Raw genomic sequence first — 18,925 nt, 5'->3', positions numbered from 1 at the left:
AGCTGGCGGGAGTTGAAAACGGGGTGCAATGTCCCCTGCATCGTTTGGTGCATGGTCGTCGGGTGCTTTTTGTGTCGCAACTCCAAGTAACCACGCTCTCAGCTCCAAACGATGCTTCTTTTAACTTCGGTATCCGGGTTAAACGTGAAGCGAAGACTGCTCTGCCTGAAAGCTTTGAAGCGTATCTTCGTGCTTACAACGGAGGCATTCCCAATGGAGGGTCTCACGAATTTGGAATGCTGTTCTCCATGCAAACCAATGAAATGGAGGCCTCCCTGCTGTCCACACTTCACTGGTCGCAGCCACCGGGAAAAGAGAACTTGCTTCCGATCGGCCGGGATGGAGCCATGGGGCTGTTCCTGATGTCGCTCAATGGCGCAGACTTTGGAGCCATTTACTCGTGCTTTGCGTGGTCGGATGAGGCTGAAGGCAGCTTAACCTATGCGGACGACATCCACAAAGTGGCCGATTGTTTCTCCGAAATGTTTCGTGTGAAGCGCGAGTACGAATAGCCTACTCCCCAATGCAATACAGCGTCTTGGCAGAGCGGAGGAAGAGCTGCCCGTTGCTGATCGCAGGCGTAGCGCTGTGGTCGGAGGTGTCGCCTTCGATTTTGTTGCGGGAGATGAGTTCGAATTTGGGGCCGAGCTTGATGACGAGGACTTCGCCGCGACGACCGACGTGGAAGAGGTGCCCGTTGGCAGCGACGGGCGAGGCGTAGTCCCCGCCGCCCATGCCGCCACCACCGCCACGGCGTCCGCCGCCGTTTCCACCACCGAATCCGAAGCCCTGACCGCTTCCACCGCCTTGAGGTGTCGCGGCTGCGGTCGAGCCTCCGCCGGTGGATTCGATGCGTTCGGTGTAGATTTCGGTGCCGGTTTTGGCATCGCGGCAGGTGGCGATGGAGCCGCTGATCCAGTAGAGGCGGTCTTCCCAGAGGATGGGGGTGGAGATGCGGGAGCCGTTGGAGCCGGTCCAGAGGGTGTTGGTGGCGCTGACATCGCCTTTGCCACCGGCCTTGATGGCAACGGAGCCGCCGCCGCGCTCGCTCATGGCGAAGATGGCTTTGCCATCGGTGACGACGCTGTTGCAGACGGAGTCGCTTTGCAGGCCGGTGGCGTACCAGCGGAGCTTGCCGGTGTCGGGATTGAAGGCCCAGATTTCTCCGGGCACCGCGATGGCAAGATCGGCATGGTCATCGACCGGGACGATGATGGGGGTCCCCCAGGTGCTGGCGAAGCCTTCGGAGGGAGCTTTCCAGAGCTGCTTGCCAGTGTTTTTGTCGAAGCCATACAGGGCCTGGCTTTCCACGACGGCGGGGACAATGAGGACATCGCCATGAAGGATGGGGCTGGAGGCAGTGCCCCAGCCGCGACGGTCGTCCCAGTCACCCACATCGGCCTGCCAGAGAGGTTTTCCCTCCATGTCGAAGGCGTGCACGCCCGACTTGCCGAAGAAGGCGAAGACGCTCTTGCCATCGGAGACGGGGGTGTGGCTGGCGTAGCCGTTCTGGGCAAACATGCCGCCGTAGCGCTCCTCGGGCTGCCTGGCAGGCACGGCGCGGTCCCAGAGGATCTTGCCGGAGGCGCGATCGATGCAGATGAGGTGGCGCATGAGGGCGGCGATGTCTCCCGTGCCTTGCTGACCTTCGGTGGCGTAGCCGGTCCAGCAGGTGAGGAAGATGCGGTCTCCGACGACAATGGGGCTGGAGGAACCGGGGCCGGGCAGGTCGGCCTTCCACTTGAGGTTTTTTGTGGCGCTCCACTCCACCGGCACGGGTTTGTCATCTGGGGCGATGCCGCTGCCATTGGGTCCGCGAAAGCGCGGCCAGTCGGCGGCGCTGGTGGTGAGGGTGGCTAAAACAAGAGCCAGCAAGGAAAAGCGCGTGATCATGAGGACGTGTAACCTTGAGATTCGGCGGTGGTTGCGCATGCATGCGGGCACGTGGTGATTTCCAGACGCTGCACTCTGAGAGTGCGGACCACTTCACGCTGGGTTCCCTGGCCTGCTCAAGCGGCGACAGGCTTTGCGGCCAGCTGCGCTGCCTGCTCCACCCAATGCTCACGCTGAATGCGGTCTTTGAAGGCAAGCCGGGCGGAGAATTCCTTGATGTGGTCTTCATTCCAGGCGGCGATCTGCGTGAAGGTATAGATGCCGATGTCATGAAGCCGCTGCTGCAGATCCTGCGAGATGCCCTTGAGCTCCGTAAGGTCGTCGATCTGTTCCGGCCGGCCCTTGTAGATCAGCCCCAGTTTGGGGTCGAGTTCCGGATGAAAATCCAGCGCCGGAAGCGGGGGCACTGAAAGTTCGATGACCGTAGGGAGGACTTCTGAAGCAGCAGGCGTGGTCGCAGAATCGGGAGTGGCTGGAGTTTCGGCAACCGGGGCTTCTTCCTCCGGGCCTCCTTTGTGAGGAGGTGAAGCAATGATGGCGGCAAGAGGTGAACCATGGCTTGCGGGCTCAGGCTGCGTTTCCGCCGGGAAAGCGGCAGGCTCTTCTGCCAAAGGCCCGGGGGGCGGCGCCGGTGCCTCCGGTGCCTCCGGTGCTTCCTGTGCTTCCATTGCCTCCAGAGCTTCGGAAACTGTGGCGGTTTCCGCGTCGTTCTCTTTGTCTTCCGGTTTGGGGATGATTTCCAGAGGCTTCCCGGCAGGGCTGGCGGTCCTGACTTTGATGATGTTAGCGGGCACTTTCGGCAGCTCGTCTCGCGTTGGTGGATCAGGTGCGGGGACGACGGGCTGGACGACCTCCTGTGTGGTGATGGTCTCCTCAGTGACCGCGGGAGCTTGCTCAGCAGAATGAGCGCCGTCCTTTTTAGGCATGTGAATGGTCTCGGTGGCCATGGCCACAGCCGCGCCCGATTTGATGGAGTGATCGCCGATCTTTCGTTTCAAAACGGCGATCTCCTCCTTCATGGCATCAGCCTCGCCACGCAGTTCGCGGGTCTGGTGCTTGTAACGCCCCCAGGTGGCATACCCGAAGAGCATGCCGACGACGAAGAAAATAAAACCCAGCACGCAGACGAACGCGCCGCTGTGCATGAGCATGTAAACTAGCGGCTCGGAGGAAAGGGATTCAAAGTCGAATTTCATGAGCGGCTATTTGATGATGAGTTCGACGCTGCGTGGACTGGCTGGTGCTGAAGGTGATCCAGCAGGCACCGGATCAAACACCACGGCGCTGATGTCGGCGGCAGGAACACCCTGTTCAACGAGGAAGGAGAGCACGGCGTCTGCACGAGCCTTGCCAATGTGCTTTTCAAGACTGTCAGGACCGGCGGGATCCGGGTGGGCGCCGATCACCAGTCCCAGCGCCGGCCCGGCAGCCAGCAGCGTAGGCGCCAGCGTGGCGAGCTTTGTCTGCTCGACAGGCGGGATCTGAGCAGAGCCCGCGTCAAAGTTGATCACAAATCCACGCAATGCCTCGCGCAGAGAATCGATGGTTTCAGGCATCAGCCTGGACTGAATTTGATATTCCGGAAAATGATAAAGAGACGGCACCAAAGTGAACTGGGCATCCACCTTGGCCGCCCCCGTGACGGGACGCAGCAGCGCGAGCCAGGCGCTTTCCATCTGCCGTGTGGCGACTCCTTTGAGGTGCGGAATGCCATCGCTCTGAATGTCAAAGGAACGGGGTGGCGGAACGCTGAAAAAGCTGCGCACAAAAGCCGCGAGAAGCTCCGGCTTGGCGAACGCGGCGGTCAAAACATGAGGGCTGGCTTTCAGCGCAGCCGGATCCACCACCCGAGCGCCAGCGACTTCAGCCAGGGCAGCCACCAGCTCTCCTTTCAGCTTGGTGTCTGGAAGCATTCCTGAAAGCACAATGGCATCCGCCCTGGCACTAATATGCAGTTCCGCAGGGACGCGCAGGGTGTCGATGATGGGCTTGAGCAGAGCGCTGCTGGCGGTGAGGGGTGGCTTGATGCCTTCCTGCCAGCGAACGACGGCTGCGGTGCGGAGATCCGCCGCGTCGATCACGAGATCGGGGCGCAGATCAGCCAGGAGACTTTGAACATTCCGGACTTCATCTCCCTCTGGAAACCAACCGCTGAGGCGGAGTCTGGAACCGTCCAGCTGGGCCGTGAGGCTGGCCAGCACGTGGACGCGCTCGGCTGCCGGAAGCAAACGCAGGGGGCCGAGAGACCGGATGGAGGCCAGCGCTTTTTCACGCGCCGCAGGGTCCGGCGCCTCTCCGGTGACCGCGATGTCAAAGAAGCGTATCTCCACCACGGGATTACGCACTCCGGCCGCTTTCAGGCGGACGAGCGCCTCCTGCGTGAGGACGGGCAGATTCTCACGGCAGAACAGCCACGCATGCACGCCTGTCGCCACGGGCAGAAGGATCAGCATGAAAAAACAAAGACTGAGGCGCATGAAAGAGTGTGCGGAGTGGCAATTGACACAACGGAGCCGGAACCGATAATCCGCGGCCCCCGCTGGCGCTGTGTACCGTTAAAGGACGCCGCCTGCGAGTAAAGAAATAACTGTTAAACATTCCCTAACCAAAACTACACGCCCATGTCAGTCGTCATCGCCGGAACAGTCGCCCTCGACAACGTCAAAACTCCGCAAGATTCGCAGGAAAACCTGCTCGGAGGTTCCGCCAGCTATGCCGCGCTGGCCGCAAGCATTTTCTGCCAGCCCATCCATCTGGTGGGCGTCATCGGCCATGATTTCCCCAAGCCGCACCTCGACATGCTGGCCGCACGCGGCATCACGCTGGACGGGCTGGAGCACAGCTCTGGAGAATCCTTCACCTGGACCGGCGAATATCACGAGGACATGAACAACCGCACCACGCACAAGGTGGGCATCAATGTGCTGGAGCAGTGGCAGCCGAAGCTTCCCGAAGCCGCCAAGGCTGCGAAGGTGGCCGTGGCCGCGAACATGAGCCCGGACAACCAGATGCAGATGCTCGACCAGGTGCAGGCGGACTTCGTGACTGCGGACACGATGGACCTGTGGATCAACATCGCCAATGAGCGACTGCACGAGGTGCTCAAGCGCATCGACCTGCTTGTGATCAATGACGGAGAAGCCAAGGAATTCGCCGGCACGACCAATCTGGTGGACGCCGGGCGCAAGCTGCAGGCCAAGGGACCGCGCTTTGTGATCGTGAAGCGTGGCGAACACGGCAGCTTCCTGTTTGGAGAAAAGCCGGAGGAGTTCTTTGCCTGCTCCGCCTACCCTCTGCACAGCGTGTTTGACCCCACCGGCGCGGGAGACTCCTTCCTCGGCGGCCTTTCCGGCTGGCTGGCAGCGAACGGGAAGACGAAGCCCACCTTTGAAGACCTCAAAACTGCCGTCGTCCACGGCAGCGTGACCGCCAGCTACACCTGCGAGGCTTTTAGCACGCACAAGCTGCAGACCGTGACGAAGGCGGACATCGCCGCGCGTATTGCGGAGCTGCGCTCGTTTACGAACTTCTGAGTTTGCGATGGTTGGCTGTTGTTTGCAGTGGTTTGCCATTGTTTCCAAACCACTGCTGACGTCCCTCCTCTGGAGGCTCGGCCAACCACTGCAAACCATGGCCAACAACCGCCAACAACTGCAAACTTCCCATGTGGACCCCCATCAAAACCTTCAAGGACATCAAGCTGGAAAAGACCAGTGACGGCATCGCCAAGATCACGATCAACCGGCCGAAAGTGCGCAATGCGTTCAGACCGCTGACGGTGAAGGAGATGCTGGAGGCGTTTGAGATTGTGCATGAGGACCGGAGCGTGGGCGTGATCATACTCTGTGGTGAGGGGCCCCTGGCCTTCTGCTCGGGCGGCGACCAGAAGGTGCGCGGAGACGCTGGGTACATCGGCGATGACGGGGTGCCTCGTTTGAACATCCTGGACGTGCAGCGGAAGATCCGCACGCTGCCAAAGCCCGTGGTGGCCATGGTGGCGGGCTACGCCATCGGCGGCGGGCATGTGCTGCATGTGGTGTGCGACCTGACCATCGCGGCGGAAAACGCACGTTTTGGCCAGACCGGCCCCAAGGTGGGCAGCTTTGACGGGGGCCTCGGCTCCAGCTACTTGGCCCGCATTGTGGGACAGAAGAAGGCGCGGGAGATCTGGTACCTCTGCCGTCAGTATGACGCCAAGCAGGCCCTGGAAATGGGGCTGGTGAACACCGTCGTCCCCCTGGAACAGCTTGAAGAAGAGACTCTTAAGTGGTGCCGGGAGATGCTGCAGCACTCCCCGCTGGCGCTGCGCTGCCTCAAATCTGCCCTAAATGCAGACTGCGACGGCCAGATGGGTCTGCTGGATCTCGCGGGGAACGCCACCCTGCTCTATTATATGAGCGAGGAGGCCAAGGAGGGCAAAAATGCCTATGTGGAGAAGCGGAAACCCGATTTTTCGAAGTTTCCACGAGTTCCCTGAAAGGAGCGGAAAGCTTCCAACTTAAAAGTCAAGGATGCCTTTATGGTTGCCACATCAGGCTGAGTTTGTATGATCGGTTCCCGTTCGTTGACACACTCTCCCCGACATGGCCAAACGTACCACCACTAAACCAGCTTCCCCCACCGCCCCCTCGTCCTCAGCCTACGACCTCAAACAGATCCGCGAAATCGTCGGACTGATGGCTGAGAACAACCTGACCTATTTCCACAGCGAGCAGCCAGGCGCCAAACTCGAACTCCGCAGGGGTTCTGATTTGGAGACCGTGAAAGAACTGCTCCAAAGCATGCCTATGACCTCCGGAGCACCGATGGCGTATGCCGCCGCTCCTGCCCCGGTGGCCGCCGCTGCTGTGGCTCCCGCCCCTGCTGCTGCAGCCAGCGCACCGGCCCCGGCCGCCGCCTCCGCGGCCATGGGTCCGACGATCAATTCCCCGATGGTCGGCACCTTCTACCGCAGCACCGCCCCGGGTGAAAAGCCCATGGTCAACATCGGTGACAGCGTGGACGAAAACACGAACGTCTGCATCATCGAGGCCATGAAGGTCATGAATGAAATCAAGGCGGAAATGCGCGGCACCATCGCCCGTGTTCTGGTGGAAGACGGCAAGCCCGTCCAATACGGCCAGCCTTTGTTCGAGTTGAAAGCCTGATTCGCCACCCAACCTGCCCTTTTTCTGATGCCCGGCCCCGCCGAAAGCGGCCAGCCGGTGCAGCAAACCCGGCAGATCTTCCCCCACCTTCCGCGCCTCTCTCATGTTCAAAAAAGTCCTCGTTGCCAACCGTGGTGAAATCGCACTCCGCGTCATTCGTGCCTGTAAAGAACTCGACGTCAAAACCGTCGCGGTTTATTCCGAAGCGGATGTGGATTCAATGCACGTCCACCTTGCTGATGAAGCCATCTGCATCGGACCCGGCCCCAGCACCGAGAGCTACCTGAAAATGAGCCGCATCATCAGTGCGGCGGAAATTGCCAATGTGGACGCGATCCACCCCGGCTACGGCTTCCTCTCTGAGAAGGCTGAATTCGCGGAAGTCTGCGACCAGTGCAAGATCAAGTTCATCGGTCCGTCCGCCCGCGTCATCAGCATGATGGGGGACAAAAACGTGGCACGTGAAACCGCACTGAAGGCAGGCATGCCGATCACGCCTGGTTCCGACGGCATCATCCACACAGAGGAGGAAGCCCTCGAGTGGGCACGGAAGATCGGCTACCCTGTCATGGTCAAAGCCAGCGCCGGTGGCGGTGGCCGCGGCATGCGCCCGGTGCTGAATGAAGCCACCCTCGGCTCCAGCTTTCAGGCAGCGTCCCTCGAAGCCCTGAAATGCTTTGGCGACGGCTCCATGTACATGGAAAAGCTTGTTGAAAAGCCCCACCACATCGAGTTCCAGGTCGTGGCCGACTCCCACGGAAACGTGGTCCATCTGGGCGAACGCGACTGCTCCATGCAGCGCCGCAACCAGAAGATCATCGAGGAGTGCCCTTCCCCGAAAATCTCCGCTGAAATGCGCAAGCGCATGGGCGACGCCACGGTGAAGCTCTGCAAAGAGATCGGTTACGAAAACTGCGGCACCATCGAATTCCTCGTTGATAACAAGTGCGAGAATTTCTACTTCATGGAGATGAACACCCGCATCCAGGTGGAGCATCCCATCACGGAAGAAGTGTATGGCTGCGACCTGATCAAGGAGCAGATCCGCATCGCCGCCGGCCTGCCGCTGAGCGAGCACGTGGTGGACGCGCAGCCGCGTGGCCATGCCATCGAGTGCCGCATCAATGCCGAAGACCCTGCGCGCAATTTCGCTCCCAGCCCGGGCAAGATCAACCTGTGGTACACCTCCGGTGGCCGTGGCGTCCGCGTGGACACCCATGTCTATTCCGGCTACTCGGTGCCGCCCTATTATGACTCGATGATCGCGAAGCTCATCGTCACCGGTGCTACGCGTGACATCGCCATCCGCCGGATGCGTCGTGCGCTGGGCGAGTTCACGGTGGAAGGCATCAAGACCACGATCCCGCTGCAGAGCCAGATCCTGACCACCTCCGACTTCCAGCACGGTGAATATGACATCACCTGGGTGGAAAATTTCCTGCGCCAGGAAGGCATGAAGGCCTGAGGAATGCGGGACGGAAGTTCCGCAGATCCCCCATGAAACCTGAAAGCGAAGTCAATCCCTACGCGGCGCCCCAGAGCAATGTGGTACCGCCGTGGGAGATGGGAGACAGCATGCCGCGGCCCATTTCGACCCGATGGCTGCTGATCTTGGTGGGGATTTTCTCCTTCTCCTTCCTTACCGAAGGATGCTCACAATTTCGCAGAGGTGGTGCTGACGCTTTCACGCCGTATCTTACCGTTCGTCACCTCTTGCTTGTCTCATTTTGGATCTTCACCTCGATCTCATTGCTGTTGGCCAAGCGCAGCCGATTCAATTACGTGATAGGCGTTTTATTTCTGGCCTTGGTCAACATGGTCTTCGCCGTCCAGGCGCTTCCCCTTCTGCAAAGGATCGCGTCCCTGATGCGGGACGGATGGGAAATCAGCTACGTCGGTTTTGAACTTGTGGCCTCATTGGGGATCCTGACTCTGCTGCTTTGTCTTTTTCACCGGTTCACTTTCGGCCTGCCGAGCAGACGATTCTACCGGGTGACCCGGGAGTAGAGACCGCGATGCACTGAAGGCAGGCATGCATTGATGGCCCCGCTCCTTGGAAACGGGTGTGAGTGGCGGATCCCACTCCTGCCGGAGGCGCTACCGGATCAGGCCCCAGTTGCGCAGAAGCGGGAAGTAGCAGAAGAGGCCGGGACCGACGAGGTTGCGCTCGGGGACGGCGCCCCAGTAGCGGCTGTCGGAGCTGTTGTAGCTGTTGTCTCCCATGGCCCAGTATTCGCGTTTGTCGTCGCGTTTGTCGTCGCGATTGGCGAGTTCGCGCTCCCGGCCCTCGCCCAGGAAACCAATGCTGCCGTAGCCTTTGTAGAGGCCCTGCATCCCGCCGACGCGCTTCATGCCAAACTCTTCCGCGGGCTTGCCATTCACCCACAGCAGGGGCGATTTCACCTCCAGGCGATCGCCCGGCACACCGACAAGGCGTTTGATGTAATGCTGGGAACCCTGGAGCTTGTCGAAGCGGGGATCTTCCTCGATGCCCCGGATGTTTTTGGTGGTGAAGACGAACACCTCGCCACGGGAGGGGCGGCGGAAGTTGTAGGCAAATTTGTTCACCAGCACGTTATCACCCGTGTCCAGGGTGCCACGGGCCAGAAGCTGACCTTGGGTGATCTGCTTGCCGCCGAGTTCCGAAACGTCGCTCACATACTGCGCATCGGGGGTGATATGAGTGCCATCCGGCCGGATCTGCGCACCAACGAGCTTCAAAAAGCCCAGGTTGAATTTTTCATCTGAGGCAAGCTGACGAATGGGCGCCCAGATCCACTGCGTACCGCCGTCTTCAAAATGCATGCGGCAGTGCATGAAGAAACCGAGGAAGCTGTGCTCGGTCAGGGGGTCTTTCATTCGCAGCTTGCCGGAACGCTTGGCCACCACGTTGTAGTAGCTGCGGCCCTTTACCCAGTCCTTGCACTGCACCAGCACATTCGGGGTGACGTCCTGCTCGGTGTGCTCCGCGACGAGCCCGTAGAGGGTCGGCTGCATGGAGCCGGTAGGGATCTTGAAGGGCTGGGCGATGTAGCTGCGGATGCCGAAGGCGATGACGATGGCGACGAAGAAGACCTCCACGTTTTCGCCAATGTCGGAATGCTCCACATGCGGCAGCGCCTTTTCACAGGCTTTGTTGATTTCCTCATTGAGCTCGCTGAGGCGCTTCTGGTCCTTGGCCCGCATGGCCTGCTCCAGGCTGGTGCGCAGGGCGGTGATCTCCTCCAGCTTTGCCGGCGGCAGGATGTCGCGCTTGTAGTTGATGAAGCGCGTCACGCCCTTGTGCAGGAGCTTGGCATGCTTGAGGTAGCGGGGGGTGAAGAAAAACATCGGGGGTCGGAAAGGCAACTTTAGGAGATTGCGGGCAATGCTCAAGTGCCGTCATCGCCTCAAAGCCAGTTTGCTTCAGGCTCGCGGCTCGACCACGAGGACATCGCGCAGCACCTCGGCAGCAGCGGCATTGTCAGAACAAACGAGGCTGGCGGTGGTACTGGAGGCATCGCGCCGCAGGATGTGCATGGAGCGCAGGTCCAGCCCGGCGTCCTTCAGGCGCATGGCGACTGCGGCCAGGGCGCCCGGCCGGTCCTCCAGCCGCACCAGCAGGGTGTCCTGGGTGATGGCACGAAATCCATGCTCGCTGAGCGCGCGGAGCGCCTCGTCATAGCGGTCCACACTGAGCACGACCACGCCGTGATCTTCAACGCTTTCGACATCGATTTCCTCGATGTTGACGCCGCGCTCGGCGAGGCAGGCGGTGAGCCTGGCGGCGATGCCAAGCTCGTTCGGCACAAGGACGGTGAGCTGTTTCATGATGATGGCTGCAGTGCGGCTGCGAAGTCGGAGACAAAGGCGTCGATGGTGGCCCGTGTGACGTGCTGCATGACGATGAGGTGGCCGATGTTTTTGCGCGGGGCGATGGTCCACTTCTCCATCATGGAGGGCGGAGGCTTGGGAAAGACTACGGTGATGGAGTTCGGATGCCGCCAGGCTTCGATGCCCTGAGCGAGGAAACGCTGCACGGCATACTCCGCATTTTCCAAGCATTGATGCACCATGCACCGCAACCCCTCCTCTCCGAGGGAGCGGAGGCGGTACCACAGCACCAGCGGCGAAAAGGCGCTGCGGGAGCCGGCGATGGTGGTGTCCAGCGCGCCGATGTATTCGATGGAACGGGCGATGCGGTCCACGTTGGCCTTGCGGGCGAGCACGACGCCGCAAGGGACGGGGGAGCCGAGCATCTTGTGGCCGCTGATCGAGATGCTGTCCGCGCCGTCGGCGAAGTTCCAGGGTTGCGGTGCATCGACAAAGGGGAGGATCATGCCGCTGAGGGCGGCATCGGCATGGATGTAGGCACTGCCGATGGCGAGGTCTTCCAGGATGGCACGAATTTTTGCCAGGTCATCCACCGCACCTTTCATCGTGGTACCGATATTGGCAAAAATGATCGGAGGCACATCGCGGTGAATGCGCAGCGTTTCGCGCAGGTCGGCATAGTCCATCTGGCCGTCCGGCTGGCTTTTGATCATGATATTGCGCGTGTGCTGGAGGCGCAGGACTTTGGCGACGCTGTAGTGGGTGTCTTCGCTGAAGTAGCAGATGCCGTCCGGGTACAGTTCACGGGCGACATAGAGGCCGTACATATTTCCTTCCGTGCCACCGCTGGTGACGTAGCCCCACCATTCGTCGGCAGGTGCTTTTGTGAAGCGGGCAAAGTCCGCCAACACTTCGCGCTCGAACTCCATGGTGTTGAGGCGGTAGTTGGTGCTGTGGAAGGGATCGCCAACATTGTTGATGCTGAACTCGAGGAAGCGGAAGAGCTCAGAATAGTCAAAGGCCTGGTTGGTGGGGTAGCCAACGTTGCGTGCGCTGGAGGCACGCAGTCGCTCGTACAGGTCGTCGAGCCGCTGCAGGCCTGCGGGACTGAGGTTGGAAGGAGTCACAGCAATAATAATACTCCTGGAAAGCTCGTTCGGATGCAAGCCCGGCTGCGGTCTTGCATGAGCAGAAAGACGCAGCTTGCTCTCCGACAGCATTTGGACATGCTCCTGCCATGGCCGCACCTGCCGCACGATCTTCTGAAAATGCCTTTCCGCGCGAGGATGAACTGCGCCCCAAGACGGATCTCGAGACAGGCATCGATCTTTCGTTGATCAAAGAAAATCTAAAGCTCACGCCCTGGGAGCGCATCCTGGCCAACGACGATACGGTCAATTTCTGCGAGCTGGGCAGAGCTGCAACGCAACGCCGCCATGCAGCAACTTAATCAGTAGCTTGCGCGGCTGATCAAAGCCGAGGTGGAGTTTGTCCTGGTGGGCGGGCTGGCGGCCGCCATACACGGCTCTTCGCTCACGACCCGTGACGTGGATGTGTGCTGCCGGTTTACAATAGACAATTTGATGCGGATTCAGCACGCGTTCGAAGATCAGCATCCGGTGCATCGAATGCGCCCGGACCTGCCGGTGGCTCTCACGCCTGAGATGTGCGGACAACTGAAGAATCTGTCCATCAAGACCGATCTCGGAGTGATTGACTGCCTCGGCGGCGTTCTGATTGTGGGCGACTTCTATGAGGTGCTGAAGCACAGCCTGGAGCTCGACCTGCCGGTCGGAAAGCTCCGTATTCTGGATCTCGACACCCTGATCCAAGCCAAAAAGGCCATGGGCCGCCCTCATGATCTCCTCACGGTAAAGCAGCTTGAAGCAGTCAAGCAGTCCGCGACCGGCGGATCGTGACAAGACGGTCAGCCACAACCGACAGCCGCATTTGGCAGATTGTGGTGGGCTGGCCTCAGTTCGTCTTTAGCACCTCGATGAACGCCTCCTGCGGGATATTCACCCGGCCGATGGCTTTCATTTTCTTTTTACCTTCCTTCTGCTTGTCGAGGAGCTTGCGTTTACGGGAGATGTCGCCGCCGTAGCATTTGGCGGTGACGTCTTTGCGCAGGGCGCTGATGCTTTCGCGGGCGATAATCTTGCCACCGATGGCGGCCTGGATGGCGACGACGAAGAGCTGCTGGGGGATGACCTCTTTGAGCTTGGTGCAGAGCTGGCGGCCACGGCTTTCGGCTTTGCTGCGGTGGACGATGCAGGAGAAGGCGTCCACGGGCTCGCTGGCGATGAGGATGTCCATTTTGACGAGTTCGGCGGCCTGGGTGCCGGCGTGCTCGTACTCCATGCTGCCGTAACCACGGGTCATGGACTTGAGCTTGTCGTTGAAGTCCACAAGGATCTCGTTCAGCGGCAGGACGGTGTGCAGAAGGACGCGGCGGTCGTCGAGGGTTTCGGTGTTGTTAACAACGCCGCGCTTGTCCATGACGAGCTGCATGATGTCCCCGATGTTCTCGTTCGGGATCATGATATTCACCTTCACGATGGGCTCGCGGATCTCCTCGATCTCCGCCTGCGGTGGGAGGAAGGTGGGATTGTCCACCTGGAGTTCGGTGCCATCGGTCTTCTTCACATCATAAATGACGGACGGATAGGTGGAGATGACATCCATGTCGAACTCACGGCGGAGGCGCTCTTGGACGATCTCCATGTGAAGGAGGCCGAGGAAGCCGCAGCGGAAGCCGAAGCCGAGGGCGGCGGAGCTTTCCGCCATGAAGGTGAAGGCGGCGTCATTGATCTGAAGTTTGCCGACGGCGAGCTTGAGCGCCTCGAAGTCGTCTGTGCTGACGGGATAGATTCCGCTGAAGACGAGGGGGTGGATCTCCTTGAAGCCTGGCAGCGGCTCAGGGGCCGGCTTGCGGGTTTCGGTGAGGGTGTCGCCGATCTTCACATCTGCGGTGGTTTTGACGTTGGCGATGATGTAGCCGACATCGCCAGCCTCAAGCTTTTCACAGGGGACCATCTTGGGGCGGAAGGTGCCGACATCCTTGATTTCAGAGTCGTTGCCGGAGGCCATGAGGCGCACCTTTTGACCACGAGTGATGGTGCCAGAGACGACGCGGACATAGCTGACAACGCCGCGATAGGGATCGAAGATGGAATCGAACACCGAGGCGCGCAGGTAACCGTCTCCAGGATCGGTTGGTGGAGGGATGAAGGCGACGATGGCCTCCAAGATGTCCTCAATGCCAATGCCCATCTTTGCGCTGGCAGGCACGGCCTCCTCGGAGGAGAGCTGCAGGATGTCCTCAAGCTGGCGCTTCACCTTGTCCACATCGGCGCTGGGGAGATCAATTTTGTTGATGATGGGGACGACATGCAGGTTCTGCTGCATGGCGAGGTTCAAATTCGCCACAGTCTGCGCCTCGACGCCCTGCGAGGCATCCACAAGGAGGAGAGCGCCTTCACAGGCGGCAAGAGAGCGGCTGACTTCGTAGCTGAAATCGACGTGCCCGGGGGTATCGAGCAGGTTGAGCTTGTACATCTGGCCGTCCTTGGCCTTGTAATTCATGCAGACCGGATGGGCCTTGATGGTGATGCCGCGCTCGCGCTCAAGATCCATTGAATCAAGCAGCTGATCCTGCTGCTGGCGGACGGTGATGGTTTGCGTGAACTCCAGCAGTCGGTCAGAGAGCGTGGTCTTCCCATGGTCAATGTGGGCGATGATGGAGAAATTGCGGGTGCGGGAAATGGACATTCAGATGGCTTGGCGGGGGGGCGGAGTATGTAGTGCAGTGACGGGAAGAATGCAATTCCGATGCTTGATCCCCTGCCCCAGCAGGCGGATTCTTCTGGATGAGACCCGAACTATTGGATGAAGATGCGATCAAGAGGGGACTGGGCACCCTTTCAGAAAACTGGGTGGTGGAAGGCCGGGAACTGGTGAGGGAGTTTCGTTTTCCCAGCTATATGGCCGGGATAGAGTTCGTCCGGCGCATTGCGGTTTTGGCGGAGGCGATGAACCACCATCCGGACCTGCTTGTGGGCTGGCGCAAGGTGAAGGTGCGCCTGTCCACCCACAGCGCGGGAGGCCTGACAGCGCTGGATTTTGACCTGGCAGGTCAGGTGACAGCGGCAGCGTCTGCTTAAAAAACGCCAGGTCCGAAGACTAAGACTTACTTGACCACGGAAGCCGTGGCGGAGGCGCCGTTGTCCCGGTTCACTCTCTGACCAGAGGGGTCCACAACCTCCACCGTCACAAAAATGACAATGTTTTTGGTGTCCGTCTGCTTGGTGTTCGCCTTGAACATCCGGCCCACGAAGGGCATATCGCCAAGAATTGGAACTTTATCCTCCACCAAGGTGTGCTTCTGAATTTTGGCCCCGCCCAGAACCACCGTGGCACCGTCATATATTTTGACTGCCGTGGTGACTTTCTGAACTTTGAAAATTGGCTGGAGAATCAAGTTCGGGGTGATCAGATTATCCGGGTTGCTGATGGGTACGTAGCCAGTGGTGCCGACAGTAGTGGTTCCCGCAGCGCCCAACTGGATGGGCACAACGCTCACGGCCGCCGGGCTGAGAATCGGTGAGCCATAGTTCACAAACCCTTCAAAGGTGGTCAGTTCCGGGGAAATGGTGAGTTCGACCGTGCGGCCATCCTCTGAAATCACCGGCTCCACTTCCACAAGCACGCCGGTTTTCCTCATTTCAAAGGCGGTAGGTGTCGTGGGTGTGGCGATCATGGGTGGCTGAGCACCGCCGCCGCCGCCGCCGCCAAAACGAATGGTGCCGCCACCGCCGCCCTGGGGAAGTCTCGGCGGATCAAACTCAGTCGGGTAGATGAACTCCTGGGTGATCTCCGCCGTGGCCTTGAGACCGCTCTTGGTGGTCACGCTGGGAGAGGCGTTGACGTCCACGCCTTTTTTCTGGGAAAGCGCACGCAGAACCGTCTGAAACTGCGGATCTGTGAAAACTCCGGCCACGGAAAGCACGCCAGGAGCCGAAGCCTGAGATTGGGTAACTGAACCCGTCTTGAGCAAAGTGTCGATGGAGTCCGCAGTCGTAGCGTAGGAACCCGTGCGGAGCCCTGAAGTCAGGGGTCCGCCGCCGTAGGGGAAAGGTGCGGTGGTTCCTGATGGGATCGGGCCTGCAAGGGAGCCATTGATCGGAATGGCAGGGAAAACGGTGAGACCATTCACCACCTGCGAAGGGATGGTGTAGGGAGTGGAGAAAGGATAATTGGCCGAGTTATACGGCACTCCGTTGCCAGCGGTGCCACCGCCGAAGAAGAGATTGTTGCCATTGGTGCCCACGCCACCCATGAGCCAGTCAAAACCAAGCTCGTCCAAATTTGTCTGGTTTACCTCCAGCATGCGCACGTGGATCACCGCCATCTTGGGCGAAGCCTTGGCAGCCTGCTCCACAATCATTTCGACCGTCTCCATGTTGAGGAGGGTGTTGCGGACCATCAGGGTGTTCGTGGCCGCACTGTAGCTGGCAGTGGTCCCCTCCGGGAAGGTCACTCCACGAGATTCAAGAAACTCCTTGGCACCCATGCGGCGGATGACCAGGGCTCCTCCTGGCGGCGGAGTCTGCGCAGCAAAGGGATCGTTCCCTCCACCAGCCGGCGGCCCGGCTCCGGGGGAGCTCTGAATGAAGTCCGGGGGCACACGGAAGGTGCGTGAGATGATGACGTTGTTGCGCTCACTCAAGGACACAAAGATCACCGCGTGCTCGTCCACCTTGTAGGAGACACCGCACATCTCGCTGACGTAGCGCAGCACCTCCTCCATCGGAACGTTGTAGATGTTCAGGGAAATAGGCTTGGTGCGCGACTCCGGAGGCACGCTGATCACAAAACTGATCCCCTTCCCTTCCGGATCGAGGTCATGACTGCGCACACGCAGCAGCTCGACTACCTCCTCCAGCGTCACCCCAGAAAAATCCACATGCGGGAAGATGATGCTGCGAAGCTTTTGCGTGATTCTGTCACTGCCGGTCTGCTGATTGACGAGAGCGGCGGAACCAGCCCCAAACAGGGCGCTGCGGTCCGTGGCGGTCAGAGGAACAGGATCCTCCCAGGTCTGCTGCACCGCGCTGAGCATCTTGGACCGCTGGTGATCGTAGGCGCTCTTGAAATACTTCTGCTTCTCACGCTCGGCGTTCTCCATGCCACGTCTCGCGGCGCTGTTATAAGGGTCCATTCTCAGGACATCCTGGAAAGTGGAGATGGCCTTGTCGGGATCGCCGATCTGCAGGAAGGAATTGCCCTTGATGAGGAGAGTCTGGACGGCGCCCACATTTTCCACATGCTGGCGTGTCAAAGCGGGGGGAAAGCGGTCCGGGTCTCCCAGTCGCTTCTTGAGCACCACGAGGCGTGAGTCGTTGGGAGCCACCTCAGGAGCGAGCATTTCATCGAGCAGCTTGCTGGCGGCGGCGAGGTCTCCTTTGGCAGCAAGATCCTGGACCTGCATGCTGCCGGCCACGACGTAGCCATCCCGAGCGGCCAGCCGAGAAGCCTTGGCGAGAGGAATGTCCGGCACCGCCTTATACACTTCCACAAACAAAGCCAAAGCCTCCGCCGATTTCCCCTGGTCGATCAACTGGTAGCCACGCTCGATGTCCTCATTGAGCTTGTTCACCTGGAGGGCACGCCGGCGTGCCTCTGCCTGGGCCATCGCGGAGACTGACTGGGCCTGGGTGGTCCGAACAGAGGCCGAAACGAGAATGACCGAAAGGCACGCCACAAGACCGCGACTGGGGAGGCAGCGGAAAAACTGGGGGGCAGAGCGTTGCGGAGAAGGCAGCTGAGGCATCAAAATTGGGGAAATTGGATTTTATAACAGGACTCCGTCTTTCGCCCAAGCATTTTCTGTCAGGAATCTCAGCCCGGAGTTGCCCTCCCGCCGCATCTTGCTCTGATGGCGGCTCATTCCCCAATCACCCATGGCCAAAGCCCCCATCAAAGTCGCAGTCACCGGCGCCGCCGGTCAAATCGGTTACGCCCTCCTTTTCCGCATCGCCTCCGGCGCCATGTTTGGCCCGGACCAGCCGGTGATCCTCCAGCTCATCGAAGCTCCGTTTGAGAAGCCGATGGCGGCGCTCGCAGGCGTGGCCATGGAACTGGATGACTGCGCCTTCCCCCTTCTGAAGGGCATCGTGCAGACCTCCGACGCCAGCGTGGGCTTCAAGGACGCCAACTGGTGCCTGCTGGTGGGTGCAAAACCCCGCGGCCCGGGCATGGAGCGCGCTGACCTGCTCAAGGACAACGGCAAAATCTTCATCGAGCAGGGCAAAATCATCGACGCCGTGGCGGCCGATGACGCCCGAGTGGCTGTGGTGGGCAACCCCGCGAACACCAACTGCATGATCGCCGCGTCCCAGGCCAAACGCCTCACGCCGGACCGCTTCACCGCCATGGTGCGCCTGGACCAGAACCGCGCCCAGACTCAACTGGCCCAGAAAGCCGGTGTGGACCTCACGGAAGTGAAGGACATCTTCATCTATGGCAACCACAGCCCGACCATGTTCCCCGCCTTTGCGCATGCGACCATCGGCGGCAAGCCGGCGGCTGAGGTGATCAATGACAAGGCCTGGCTGGAAGGACCCTTCTGCGAGACGGTGGGCAAGCGCGGCGCTGCCATCATCGCCGCCCGCGGCGCCTCCTCCGCAGCCTCCGCGGCTAACGCGCTGGTGGATCACGTGCGCTCCCTCGTGACTCCGGGTGCGATCCACTCCATCGCCGTGAAGAGCAATGGACTTTACGGCTTTGCCCCTGAAGTGTGGGCTGGCATGCCGGTGAAAACTACGACCCCGGGCAGCTACGAGGTGATCACGAACTACGAAATGGACGACTTCGCGAAGTCCAAGATCGCCGCGACGAACAAGGAGCTCACGGATGAGCGCTCGTTTGTGGCGGAGATGCTGTAAGGGCGCCGGAGGCGCGTTTGCCAGTGCTTCCGAGCCGCTCTGATTTGAAGGCCCCATGCGTCGAAGGATGCATGGGGCTTTTGTTTTGTCTGAGCTGGAACCCGGGACAAAGAATATTTCTTGCGC

At 60.2% G+C, this 18,925-nt stretch carries 18 protein-coding genes; 10 read left to right on the top strand and 8 right to left on the bottom strand.

Translation table 11 applies throughout. From position 1 onward, the window contains the following. Positions 1–512 (top strand): SMI1/KNR4 family protein (locus tag ACILSR_RS17935; protein ID WP_395751170.1); only part of this gene is annotated, 512 nt, incomplete at its 5' end. A 1-nt stretch (position 513) separates the two neighbouring features. Here ACILSR_RS17935 and ACILSR_RS17930 read toward each other — a convergent pair. From ACILSR_RS17930 to ACILSR_RS17920, 3 genes are all read right to left on the bottom strand, one after another. Further along, a complete protein-coding gene (locus tag ACILSR_RS17930) occupies positions 514–1,893 on the bottom strand; it encodes a PQQ-binding-like beta-propeller repeat protein (protein ID WP_395751169.1) in 1,380 nt (459 codons plus the stop codon). Positions 1,894–2,009: 116 nt separating this feature from the next. Continuing rightward, a complete protein-coding gene (locus ACILSR_RS17925) occupies positions 2,010–3,089 on the bottom strand; it encodes a hypothetical protein (RefSeq protein ID WP_395751168.1) in 1,080 nt (359 codons plus the stop codon). Positions 3,090–3,095: 6 nt separating this feature from the next. Further along, complete coding sequence (locus ACILSR_RS17920) at positions 3,096–4,346, bottom strand: OmpA family protein (protein WP_395751167.1); 1,251 nt, start codon at positions 4,344–4,346, stop codon at positions 3,096–3,098. Between the two features lie 168 nt (positions 4,347–4,514). Between ACILSR_RS17920 and ACILSR_RS17915 the strand changes: the two genes are divergently transcribed. From ACILSR_RS17915 to ACILSR_RS17895, 5 genes are all read left to right on the top strand, one after another. Continuing rightward, positions 4,515–5,426, top strand: a complete 912-nt coding sequence (locus ACILSR_RS17915) for a PfkB family carbohydrate kinase (protein ID WP_395751166.1) — start codon at positions 4,515–4,517, stop codon at positions 5,424–5,426. 131 nt (positions 5,427–5,557) lie between these two features. Then, on the top strand, positions 5,558–6,370 hold the full coding sequence (menB, locus tag ACILSR_RS17910) for a 1,4-dihydroxy-2-naphthoyl-CoA synthase (RefSeq protein WP_395751165.1): 813 nt from the start codon (positions 5,558–5,560) through the stop codon (positions 6,368–6,370). 106 nt (positions 6,371–6,476) lie between these two features. Further along, complete coding sequence (gene accB / locus ACILSR_RS17905) at positions 6,477–7,040, top strand: acetyl-CoA carboxylase biotin carboxyl carrier protein (RefSeq protein ID WP_395751164.1); 564 nt, start codon at positions 6,477–6,479, stop codon at positions 7,038–7,040. 103 nt (positions 7,041–7,143) lie between these two features. Beyond that, positions 7,144–8,505 (top strand): acetyl-CoA carboxylase biotin carboxylase subunit, encoded by a 1,362-nt coding sequence (gene accC, locus ACILSR_RS17900; protein ID WP_395751163.1) that lies wholly within the window; start codon positions 7,144–7,146, stop codon positions 8,503–8,505. Positions 8,506–8,537: 32 nt separating this feature from the next. Beyond that, entirely contained in the window at positions 8,538–9,047 is a 510-nt protein-coding gene (locus ACILSR_RS17895; RefSeq protein ID WP_395751162.1) for a hypothetical protein, read from the top strand. Between the two features lie 90 nt (positions 9,048–9,137). On the opposite strand, the gene lepB is transcribed toward ACILSR_RS17895, so the two are convergent. The 3 genes from lepB to ACILSR_RS17880 all read right to left on the bottom strand — a co-directional run bounded on the left by lepB (position 9,138) and on the right by ACILSR_RS17880 (position 11,980). Next, positions 9,138–10,370, bottom strand: coding sequence for a signal peptidase I (lepB, locus tag ACILSR_RS17890; RefSeq protein ID WP_395751161.1), 1,233 nt, complete (start codon positions 10,368–10,370; stop codon positions 9,138–9,140). A 75-nt stretch (positions 10,371–10,445) separates the two neighbouring features. Next, entirely contained in the window at positions 10,446–10,850 is a 405-nt protein-coding gene (locus tag ACILSR_RS17885) for an ACT domain-containing protein (RefSeq protein ID WP_395751160.1), read from the bottom strand. Continuing rightward, positions 10,847–11,980 carry a histidine decarboxylase gene (locus ACILSR_RS17880; protein WP_395751159.1) on the bottom strand — a complete coding sequence of 378 codons (1,134 nt, stop codon included), beginning with the start codon at positions 11,978–11,980 and terminating at the stop codon, positions 10,847–10,849. Before ACILSR_RS17880 ends, ACILSR_RS17885 begins: the two co-directional genes overlap by 4 nt. Positions 11,981–12,090: 110 nt before the next feature. On the opposite strand from ACILSR_RS17880, the gene ACILSR_RS17875 reads away from it, so the two are divergent. Both ACILSR_RS17875 and ACILSR_RS17870 read left to right on the top strand, forming a co-directional pair. Beyond that, entirely contained in the window at positions 12,091–12,303 is a 213-nt protein-coding gene (locus tag ACILSR_RS17875) for a hypothetical protein (RefSeq protein ID WP_395751158.1), read from the top strand. Between the two features lie 31 nt (positions 12,304–12,334). Further along, positions 12,335–12,772 carry a hypothetical protein gene (locus ACILSR_RS17870; protein ID WP_395751157.1) on the top strand — a complete coding sequence of 146 codons (438 nt, stop codon included), beginning with the start codon at positions 12,335–12,337 and terminating at the stop codon, positions 12,770–12,772. Between the two features lie 55 nt (positions 12,773–12,827). Here ACILSR_RS17870 and lepA read toward each other — a convergent pair whose 3' ends face one another. Further along, positions 12,828–14,624 (bottom strand): translation elongation factor 4, encoded by a 1,797-nt coding sequence (gene lepA / locus ACILSR_RS17865; protein ID WP_395751156.1) that lies wholly within the window; start codon positions 14,622–14,624, stop codon positions 12,828–12,830. A 98-nt stretch (positions 14,625–14,722) separates the two neighbouring features. Here lepA and ACILSR_RS17860 point away from each other — a divergent pair, with 98 nt between their 5' ends. Then, positions 14,723–15,016: a 4a-hydroxytetrahydrobiopterin dehydratase gene (locus tag ACILSR_RS17860; RefSeq protein WP_395751155.1), complete on the top strand. Its 294-nt coding sequence runs from the start codon at positions 14,723–14,725 to the stop codon at positions 15,014–15,016. A 26-nt stretch (positions 15,017–15,042) separates the two neighbouring features. On the opposite strand, the gene ACILSR_RS17855 is transcribed toward ACILSR_RS17860, so the two are convergent. Then, positions 15,043–17,685: an Amuc_1098 family type IV pilus outer membrane protein gene (locus ACILSR_RS17855; RefSeq protein WP_395751154.1), complete on the bottom strand. Its 2,643-nt coding sequence runs from the start codon at positions 17,683–17,685 to the stop codon at positions 15,043–15,045. Between the two features lie 130 nt (positions 17,686–17,815). Between ACILSR_RS17855 and ACILSR_RS17850 the strand changes: the two genes are divergently transcribed. Continuing rightward, entirely contained in the window at positions 17,816–18,799 is a 984-nt protein-coding gene (locus tag ACILSR_RS17850) for a malate dehydrogenase (protein WP_395751153.1), read from the top strand. Positions 18,800–18,925 lie beyond the last annotated feature (126 nt).

The organism is Prosthecobacter sp. (assembly GCF_044222565.1).
Lineage (GTDB): Bacteria > Verrucomicrobiota > Verrucomicrobiia > Verrucomicrobiales > Verrucomicrobiaceae > Prosthecobacter.
The sequence above is the reverse complement of the archived record's forward strand: the minus strand, read 5'-3'. Positions and strand labels throughout refer to the sequence as shown.

Bases quoted from the DNA above. Each gene is read 5' to 3' on its own strand.
- ACILSR_RS17895 (WP_395751162.1), top strand. From the start codon at position 8,538: ATGAAACCTGAAAGCGAAGTCAATCCCTACGCGGCGCCCCAGAGCAAT.
- ACILSR_RS17925 (WP_395751168.1), bottom strand. From the start codon at position 3,089: ATGAAATTCGACTTTGAATCCCTTTCCTCCGAGCCGCTAGTTTACATG.
- accC (WP_395751163.1), top strand. From the start codon at position 7,144: ATGTTCAAAAAAGTCCTCGTTGCCAACCGTGGTGAAATCGCACTCCGC.
- menB (WP_395751165.1), top strand. From the start codon at position 5,558: ATGTGGACCCCCATCAAAACCTTCAAGGACATCAAGCTGGAAAAGACC.
- ACILSR_RS17875 (WP_395751158.1), top strand. From the start codon at position 12,091: ATGGCCGCACCTGCCGCACGATCTTCTGAAAATGCCTTTCCGCGCGAG.
- ACILSR_RS17915 (WP_395751166.1), top strand. From the start codon at position 4,515: ATGTCAGTCGTCATCGCCGGAACAGTCGCCCTCGACAACGTCAAAACT.
- lepB (WP_395751161.1), bottom strand. From the start codon at position 10,370: ATGTTTTTCTTCACCCCCCGCTACCTCAAGCATGCCAAGCTCCTGCAC.
- ACILSR_RS17885 (WP_395751160.1), bottom strand. From the start codon at position 10,850: ATGAAACAGCTCACCGTCCTTGTGCCGAACGAGCTTGGCATCGCCGCC.
- ACILSR_RS17850 (WP_395751153.1), top strand. From the start codon at position 17,816: ATGGCCAAAGCCCCCATCAAAGTCGCAGTCACCGGCGCCGCCGGTCAA.
- ACILSR_RS17855 (WP_395751154.1), bottom strand. From the start codon at position 17,685: ATGCCTCAGCTGCCTTCTCCGCAACGCTCTGCCCCCCAGTTTTTCCGC.
- accB (WP_395751164.1), top strand. From the start codon at position 6,477: ATGGCCAAACGTACCACCACTAAACCAGCTTCCCCCACCGCCCCCTCG.
- lepA (WP_395751156.1), bottom strand. From the start codon at position 14,624: ATGTCCATTTCCCGCACCCGCAATTTCTCCATCATCGCCCACATTGAC.
- ACILSR_RS17860 (WP_395751155.1), top strand. From the start codon at position 14,723: ATGAGACCCGAACTATTGGATGAAGATGCGATCAAGAGGGGACTGGGC.
- ACILSR_RS17920 (WP_395751167.1), bottom strand. From the start codon at position 4,346: ATGCTGATCCTTCTGCCCGTGGCGACAGGCGTGCATGCGTGGCTGTTC.
- ACILSR_RS17930 (WP_395751169.1), bottom strand. From the start codon at position 1,893: ATGATCACGCGCTTTTCCTTGCTGGCTCTTGTTTTAGCCACCCTCACC.